We start from the raw sequence: 8,639 nt of genomic DNA, 5'->3' as shown, positions 1-8,639 counted from the left end.
TGCGCCGATGGTACTACTTTACTGTGGAAGAGTAGGTCGCCGCCTTTTTTAAGAACCCTTACTAGATAACTAGTAAGGGTTTTTTGTTTTTTACATCTTTTTAAAAAACCGAAATAACCACGCCTTCATATATTGCTCGCAATCCTACCCATACTCCCAACTTCACGGGAAGAAGACCAAGACCGAACTGGAAGCTTAAATCTTGGTTCTATAAAAAACTAAAATTTAGATACAATATTATTTAGTAATTAGCTTTAGAAATAAGGGCAATGAATCACACTCCATATATATTCAGCTGGACTAAAACTTAATTTTATATGGTTTGTTGAATCTTTAAATAAAGAAGAACACTATAAGGAGACTTGTAGGATATAAACGTCTGCTTAAGGTCTTATACTTATATTTATTAAGAGCTTAGTAAGGAAGGGCTTTATGCTAAGACTTAGAGAGGGTTTTTAGGTAAAAGCGGTTTCTCTATCGATAAAGCTAAAAAGGTAGTGTGAATGCCCCTATAGACTTACGTTTATGCTATAAGAGTAATGTAAAGTGAAACCACTGATCTGAAAGAAAAAAATTGAAGTCGTTGGAATTATTTTTTCTTTTTAAACATGCTGTCTAAAATGGTATTGATGCCCAAAAATAACATAACAACGGCGCCAATACATAATAGAAAGCCTAATATAAGTAAAGGTATATAAAGTGATTTATCGCTATTATCTAAAGCTAAATGAACGATTGTAGGTCCTAAAAACATAAGCCCTAAACAAAGTCCTAAACGTTTAACTCCTTTTACTAAAACGTCTTTATCTGTGTGATTATTGTCTTCCATGAGTGATACTGTCTCTTACATTTTTATGCGTTTCTAATAGGGATGCGGCTTCGGTTTCAGAAATATTTAATTCTTCCATAATCATAGTAATGGCGCGCTTAACGAGTTTATCATTACTGAGCTGCATATCGACCATTTTGTTACCCTTGACTTTGCCTAATTGAATCATGGTCGTTGTTGTGATCATATTAAGAACTAATTTCTGGGCAGTCCCTGCTTTCATTCTAGAACTCCCGGTTAAGAATTCTGGCCCAACGATAACTTCTACAGGAAATTGTGCGGTATGGGCTAACGGACTATTGTTATTGCAGGTAATACAACCTGTAATGATGTTATGTTTGTTACATTGCTCGAGGGCACTTATAACATAAGGTGTAGTCCCAGATGCCGCGATACCAATAACAACATCTTTTTCTGTAATATGATAAGCTTCTAAATCTAACCAGCCTTGGGTTGTAGAATCTTCAGCATTTTCTACCGCTTTTCTTATTGCATGATCGCCTCCTGCGATGATGCCAATAACGACGTCATGGGAAACACCAAATGTTGGTGGACATTCTGAAGCATCCAATATACCTAATCGACCACTGGTGCCAGCTCCCATGTAAAACAAACGGCCTCCTTCTTTTAGTTTTGTGACCACATTAGTAAGTAAGAGTTCTATTTGTGGTAAGGCTTTTTCTACGGCTAAGGGTACGGTTTGATCTTCTTTATTGATAGCGTGTACGATCTCGTTAACACTCATCTTTTCGAGATTATTATAATTTGAGGCTTGCTCTGTAGTTTTTATAAAAGTCATGGTTTATGGGTAAGCAATAAGGTTAGCGGATAAAGCGCATTAGCGGTAGTAACGGCATCCTTTTTACAAATTTAATTAATTGCGTGATGGTGCCCTTGTTAATTTGAGTTTTTCTCTGTGGTTCTTTAAATTTCCTTAGGTTGTAAAAAGATATAGTGGATGACGCGACCCACCTTAAGTGGGGAATGCCCAAAACCTATTATTCTACGGTATAAATAACTTCATCGACTTCTGAGAGTCTGAAATACCCGTAAGGAAAATTATCGGGATTGGTGGTATTGATACAATTGCCTCTAATGGTGGCGGGTTGAGTTTCAAATGGTCCACCGCCAGCGTCTCCACCTTGTTGTAAAAGAATAAACATAAAATCATAGAATTGACTAGAAATGCCATAGTTTCTTATGATAACCACATCTCCCGCTTCTAAATCTTCTTCGGTATAAAAACCAAATATTTCGTTGCCATCTGTAAAGGTGTCGTCGTAGACTGCTAGAGTTGGAACTACGGGAATATCACTTATAAATTCGAAAAAATAATAGTTATCTATTCCGGTAGGGTCGGTGTAAAACGCTTTGAGTTCTATGTCTTCACCTGAGAAGCCACCTTCGTTATTCTGTTCTATAGAATTGATGGGAACCACGGACGTTAGGGTTTCAGTGGCCGTATAGATCTCACCTTCATAGTTTATAACGAGCGTATAGTCTTCATTAATGACCGGGATAAAATAGGTGTTGTAGTAAATTCCCGTATCTCCATCTTCTATAAAATTAAAGGTATTCCCTGAGCTGTCTGATACTTGAATGCTTGCGCCGTTGGCAGGTGGAATGGTGTCATTAAAAAATGGTGCAGTTAAGGATAACTTTATACTTTGCTCATTTCCGGTTGTATTTTTGAAATAATTAATAGACGCTTCAATAACTAATTTAGGTTCAGCGGTATTGAGATCTACGTCTATGACATCTTCGCAATTGGTGCATAGTAGGAAGAAAAAGGCTATATAGAAAAGTTTTTTCATGATTTTAAAATTTAAAATTATAAGAGAAAGAAGGGACAATACCGAAAATAGATAAGCGTGTGGCTTCATTGTCTCCGGTATTTCGGTTTTCGCCAAAGGAAATACTGGCGACATTTTTTCTGTTATAAAGATTATAGAGTCCGAAAACCCATTCGCCTTTAAATGCTTTTGTGGTATTGGGTTTTGGCCTATAATTAACGGCGACATCTAAACGGTGGTAAGCGGGAAGACGACTTGAATTTCTGGCTTCGTAATTAGGAATGATGATATCGTTATATTGATACTGCCCGTTTGGAAAAGTGGAAGGCTGGCCAGTTTGAAAAATAAAGTTAGAACTAAAGGACCACTTTTTGCTGAGCTGGTAACTTGCCGTTACTGAAATATCATGTGTTTTATCATGTGCGGTATTGTACCAATTACCATGATTAATTCCGGTTTCTACAGGCGTTCTTCCGGGAGTTCGCTGTTCTGATTTTGAAAGCGTATAGGCCAACCAACCTGTAAATTTTCCTTCATTTTTTTTAAAAAGGAATTCTAGACCATAGGCTCTTGCTTCTCCGTTAAGAATAACTTGCTCAATGGCATTATTGGCAATAAGATCTGCCCCATCTATATAATCGATACGATTTTGAATGGTTTTATAGAATGTTTCAATTTCTAAGGAATAATGGTTATTGTTATAGGTTTTAAAATAGCCTAAGGCGATTTGATCTAATAACTGAGGTTTAATATATTTTCCACTTGGCGTCCAAACGTCTAATGGCGTAGGCGAACTGGTATTGGAGAGCAAGTGTAAATATTGACTCATACGATTATAGCTCGCTTTTAGCGATGACGATTGATTTAATTGGTAGGCCATGGCCAAACGAGGTTCTAAATTTGCGAAGGCGCTGATAACATCACTTCTGTTATAGGTTTCAGTTCCGATGGGTTCTGCTTTTTGGTAAATACCAATGGCTTCATTAAAAATAACTGGATTGTCATTTTCATATTGGTTTAATTCATCTTGTCCCATTCTATGAAATACACTAAATCGGGCGCCATAACTTATTGAGAATTTATCACTTAATTTATGTTCTGCGTCTAAATAAATGGCATTTTCAAAGGCATATTTATCGATGAGTTTAAACGAATTTATACCAGACGCTTCGTTTATAGGTTCGATATCGCCGGGATTAAATTTGTAATACATACTGTTTAAGCCATATTCTAGCTTAAAGTTGTTATTGATATAATGTTTAAAATCGTATTTAAGATTAAAATTTCGGATGCCCGATACCCAATCGAAACCAACGAAACCTAATTGTAGTCCGTAATAATAGTCCGAATAGATAAGGGATAGGTTAGAAAACAATTTTTTTGAATAGAGGTGGTTCCATCTAAAATTTAAGACTGCGTTTCCGAATGAATTTTCAAAACTATCTGATATTTTAAAAACATCACGGCCAAAATACCCCGATAAGTACACACTGTTGTTATTGTTAATATTGTAACTCAATTTGGTATTTAAGTCGTAGAAGTAGGCAATATTATCTAAATCAAAAAGCGGTAAGAACAAGTGTGCATAACTGCTTCGACCACCGATTAAGAAGGAGCCTTTGTCTTTTTTAAGCGGGCCTTCTGCAAGGAGTCGACTTGAAATTAATCCAATCCCGCCATTCATATGAAAAGATTTACTATTACCTTCTTTCTGGTAGATATCTAAAACCGAAGATACACGTCCGCCATACTTTGCCGGGATTCCACCTTTGTAGAGTTTAATATCTTTTATAGCATCAGGATTAAACACGGAAAAGAAACCAAACAAATGCGACGAATTAAAAATGGTGGCTTCATCTAAAAGAATAAGGTTTTGATCTGCTGCGCCACCTCTAACATTGAATCCGGATGCGCCTTCACCCGCATTGGTTACTCCAGGCAATAGGGTTATGGATTTTATAACATCAACTTCGCCCAGGACAACCGGCATACTCTTTATCGTTTTTATGGATAAGGAATTAACGCTCATCTGTGGTTTTTTGATATTCAATTTTTCAATATCTTGAGTGACCACGACTTCTTCTAAACTTTCTGTAGCTTCATTGAGTTTAAAGTTTTGAGTCAAATTCTGATTAAGAACGATGGTTTCTGTCAGCGTTTGAAATCCGAGGTAACTGATTTGAATCTTATACGTGCCGGCCGGCAGGGTAATGGAGTAGAAGCCGTATTCATTGGTTACGGTTCCGGTTTGTTGTGATGGAATAATAACATTAACACCAATGAGCGTTTCATTGCTTAAATTATCTACTATGCTTCCGCTCAGGGTATAATTTTCTTGCGCAACAATAAACAAAGGACAGATTAAGATAAGATATCGTAGTCGTTTAAGAACTTGAATCATAAGATGTGATTGATGACATTTATTGAGGCGCTTCTATTTAGAAATGTCTCAAAATTAAGTGATTGTAATGATGTCTTAAAAATAACTTAAAAGCACAAAAAAAGCTTCCCGGAGGAAGCATTTTAACATAACATTAAAGTGTTATTAATTATGCGTTTATGATGGTATTTAAGACCTTACTTGGACGCATTGCATTAGAAACTAATTCTTCATTAGGATAATAATACCCTTCAATATCATTAGGTTCTCCTTGGCATTCAATAAGTTCTTTTACAATAGCTTCTTCGTTAGAAGATAAAGCTTCATAAAGCTTAGTAAATTCAGCTTTTAATTCTGCATCTTTATCTTGGTTTGCTAAAGCTTCTGCCCAATATAAGGCTAGGTAGAAGTGACTTCCTCGGTTATCTAATTCATTAACTTTTCTAGAAGGGCCTTTTCTATTTTCTAATAATTTATCTGAAGCATCATCTAAAGCTTCTCCTAAAATTTTAGCTTTTTCATTAGAATTAACTTGAGAAAAATGTTCAAGTGAAACGGCTAAGGCTAAAAATTCTCCTAAAGAATCCCAACGTAAGTGATCTTCTGATAAGAACTGTTGTACGTGTTTTGGAGCCGATCCACCAGCACCAGTTTCAAATAAACCACCACCATTCATTAACGGTACAATAGAAAGCATTTTTGCACTTGTACCTACTTCTAAAATAGGGAATAAATCGGTTAAGTAATCTCTAAGTACATTTCCGGTTACCGATATGGTATCTTTTCCTTCTTTAATACGTTTTAGTGTAAAGTTTGTCGCTTCCACTAAAGACAAGATTCTAATATCTAAACCTTCTGTATCGTGATCTTTTAAATAAAGATTTACTTTTTTGATTAACTCAGCATCATGTGCTCTTTTCTTATTTAACCAGAATACCGCTGGAGTTTTAGAGGCTCTAGCTCTTGTTACAGCAAGCTTTACCCAATCTTGGATTGGTGCATCTTTAACTTGACACATTCTCCAGATATCACCTTCTTCAACTTTATGTGTTAATAATACGGTTCCTTCAGCATCAATAACTTCTACTTTTCCTTTAGAAGATATTTCAAAAGTTTTGTCGTGAGATCCATATTCTTCAGCTTTTTGAGCCATAAGTCCAACATTAGGAACCGTTCCCATAGTGGTAGGGTCAAAAGCACCATGCTTTTTACAGAAATCTATAGTTGCACTGTAAACACCGGCATAACTACTATCTGGAATTACAGCTTTAGTATCTTGTTGTTTTCCTTCAGCATTCCACATTTGTCCAGAGGTTCTAATCATTGCTGGCATAGACGCATCAATAATTACATCACTAGGAACATGAAGATTGGTGATACCTCTATCAGAGTTTACCATTGCTAAGTCTGCACCGTGGTCTAGCGCAAAACGAATATCTTCTCTAATAACATCTCTTTTATCTTCTGGAAGTTCGCTTAATTTTTCAAGTAAGTTTCCAAATCCATTATTAACGTTCACACCAATTTTTTCGAACGTTTTTCCGTGTTTCTTAAATAAGTCATCAAAGAATACACGAACGGCATGACCAAAAATAATAGGGTCTGAAACCTTCATCATCGTTGCTTTCATATGTAAAGAAAACAATACGCTTTTATCTAAAGCATCTTCAACTTGCTCTTCTAAAAACTCTAATAAAGCTTTTTTACTCATTATTGTAGCGTCAATTATTTCGCCTTTTAATAATGCTAAATCACTTTTTAATGCGGTTTTATTCCCTTTAGCATCGGTATGAATAATGTTTACCGAAGTCGCTTCTTCTAAAGTAACGGATTTCTCATTATGAGCGAAATCACCTTTAGACATGGTTGCCACGTGAGTTTTTGAGTCTGCAGACCAAGCTCCCATGCTATGTGGATTTTTCTTAGCGTAGTTTTTAACGGCTTTAGGAGCACGTCTATCCGAGTTTCCTTCTCTAAGTACTGGGTTTACCGCACTACCTTTAATTTTATCGTAACGCGATTTAATTTCTTTCTCGGTGTCGTTTGAAGGCTCACTAGGGTAATCAGGTATTTTAAAACCTTTAGCTTGAAGTTCTTCAATGGCAGCAACAAGTTGTGGTACTGATGCACTAATATTTGGTAATTTAATAATATTAGCTTCTGGTTTCTTAGCTAAGGCTCCAAGTTCTGCTAATGCATCTGCTACTTTTTGATCATCAGTTAAAAAATCTGGAAAAGTGGCTAAAATTCTAGCCGCTAAGGATATATCTTTTGTCTCTATAACAATCCCCGAAGACTTGGTAAATGCTTCCACAATCGGTAAAAATGAACGTGTTGCTAAAGCTGGTGCTTCATCCGTTTTTGTATAAACAATCTTTGCTGTTTTTGTCATAAGTCTTTAAAATAAAATGAATATAATTGCGCTCGAAATTGAGCTGAGCAAATATACGAAAAGGATATAGTTTTGTAGGTATAAGTTTGTCAGTAAACTCCTTTATATTTTATGAAAATGATAATTTGAGTCTTAAATATTTGTATTTAATCTAATATCTTGATATTGAAGGCATTTAGGAGTCCTGAAATATTTTCTTTTGAAAATGTCGCATTTTTGAGGATATTTTCTGACGGATTAATGGAAAAATTTACGGCTGTTGAAAAATCAGCATGCTGTAATTGGGTGTTATAAAAGCTAGATTGATATAAATAGCAGGACTTAAAAATGACATGTTTGGCTTCAGATTTTGTGAAATCTACATTTTTCATAAGGCACTTCTCAAATACCGTATAATTAATTTTCAATTGATTAAAAGCACAAAAGTTTAAGGTACAATCGCTAAATTGAAAGGCTAGGAGAAAGGGATTACAATATTGAAAGTTGACCCCTAAAATTTTACAACGTGTAAAGACAACGTCGTTAAATGCCGTATTTTGAACCTGTACATTACTCAGGTTACAATCTTGAAACTCACATTCTATAAAAATGATATTCGCTAAACTACTATTTTCAAAATTACAATTGGTAAAGGTGCAGCAACTATATTCGGCAAGCGCTAAGGGATTTTTACTATAATCCTTAGCACTAAAATCTTTTTGATAGACAGAATGTTTCATACTACAAGTATACAAAAGAAAACAGAGATTGGATGAGAACTGGGGTGGGCCATTGTGTTTGTAATGAGAATGGCATACAAGAGCGAGGGGACAGGACTTTAAGATTAATTGGAGAGAAGTTGAGTGGTGATGCAACAAATAAAAAGCCATATCACTCAGAAATCTGTGTTGATATGGCTTTCATAGAAGTAGTTCTTACGTGACCAATAGAGTTAATTCAAACTCCGTTGAATGATTATTTAATGTCATCAACATTTATGGTTCAAGAGACCTAGCTTCAAAATTGAAACAATTCATAACTTTCAAAATGTATTGATCTGCTATGCTTTTGTTTCATAGGTTTGTTTTTTTTGATGTCTTACTTATAAATATCCTATAAATGAGTATTAGATGTAAAACATTGCTCATAATTTTCGAATACAATTTTCATGATACAGTACTAATTTTGAACTTTTCACTTTAAGTCGTAATAGAAATCATTCACTTTAAGTGTCATGGTTGACTAACAAAAATCTATTCAAAAAAA

The 8,639-nt window shown here is 35.2% G+C and carries 6 protein-coding genes; all 6 read right to left on the bottom strand.

Annotation, left to right across the window (positions count from 1 at the left end):
• Nucleotides 1-589: 589 nt before the first annotated feature.
• The 6 genes from DFQ08_RS13235 to DFQ08_RS13210 all read right to left on the bottom strand — a co-directional run bounded on the left by DFQ08_RS13235 (nt 590) and on the right by DFQ08_RS13210 (nt 8,113).
• Nucleotides 590-829: a DUF6095 family protein gene (locus DFQ08_RS13235; RefSeq protein WP_114310493.1), complete on the bottom strand. Its 240-nt coding sequence runs from the start codon at nt 827-829 to the stop codon at nt 590-592.
• Nucleotides 816-1,628: an N-acetylmuramic acid 6-phosphate etherase gene (gene murQ, locus DFQ08_RS13230; protein ID WP_114310492.1), complete on the bottom strand. Its 813-nt coding sequence runs from the start codon at nt 1,626-1,628 to the stop codon at nt 816-818. The genes DFQ08_RS13235 and murQ overlap by 14 nt, the downstream gene beginning before the upstream one ends.
• Nucleotides 1,629-1,827: 199 nt before the next feature.
• Entirely contained in the window at nt 1,828-2,643 is an 816-nt protein-coding gene (locus tag DFQ08_RS13225) for a DUF4249 domain-containing protein (RefSeq protein WP_220235588.1), read from the bottom strand.
• 4 nt (nt 2,644-2,647) lie between these two features.
• Nucleotides 2,648-5,023, bottom strand: coding sequence for a TonB-dependent receptor (locus DFQ08_RS13220; RefSeq protein ID WP_114310490.1), 2,376 nt, complete (start codon nt 5,021-5,023; stop codon nt 2,648-2,650).
• 148 nt (nt 5,024-5,171) lie between these two features.
• Nucleotides 5,172-7,394, bottom strand: a complete 2,223-nt coding sequence (locus DFQ08_RS13215) for an NADP-dependent isocitrate dehydrogenase (RefSeq protein ID WP_114310489.1) — start codon at nt 7,392-7,394, stop codon at nt 5,172-5,174.
• 146 nt (nt 7,395-7,540) lie between these two features.
• Nucleotides 7,541-8,113, bottom strand: a complete 573-nt coding sequence (locus DFQ08_RS13210) for a pentapeptide repeat-containing protein (RefSeq protein WP_114310488.1) — start codon at nt 8,111-8,113, stop codon at nt 7,541-7,543.
• Nucleotides 8,114-8,639: the final 526 nt, after the last annotated feature.

This window comes from Winogradskyella arenosi (genome assembly GCF_003337305.1).
GTDB lineage: Bacteria > Bacteroidota > Bacteroidia > Flavobacteriales > Flavobacteriaceae > Winogradskyella > Winogradskyella arenosi.
The sequence above is the reverse complement of the archived record's forward strand: the minus strand, read 5'-3'. Positions and strand labels throughout refer to the sequence as shown.

Excerpts from the sequence above, each read along its gene's own strand:
- murQ (WP_114310492.1), bottom strand. The coding sequence starts at position 1,628 with ATGACTTTTATAAAAACTACAGAGCAAGCCTCAAATTATAATAATCTC.
- DFQ08_RS13215 (WP_114310489.1), bottom strand. The coding sequence starts at position 7,394 with ATGACAAAAACAGCAAAGATTGTTTATACAAAAACGGATGAAGCACCA.
- DFQ08_RS13225 (WP_220235588.1), bottom strand. The coding sequence starts at position 2,643 with ATGAAAAAACTTTTCTATATAGCCTTTTTCTTCCTACTATGCACCAAT.
- DFQ08_RS13235 (WP_114310493.1), bottom strand. The coding sequence starts at position 829 with ATGGAAGACAATAATCACACAGATAAAGACGTTTTAGTAAAAGGAGTT.
- DFQ08_RS13210 (WP_114310488.1), bottom strand. The coding sequence starts at position 8,113 with ATGAAACATTCTGTCTATCAAAAAGATTTTAGTGCTAAGGATTATAGT.
- DFQ08_RS13220 (WP_114310490.1), bottom strand. The coding sequence starts at position 5,023 with ATGATTCAAGTTCTTAAACGACTACGATATCTTATCTTAATCTGTCCT.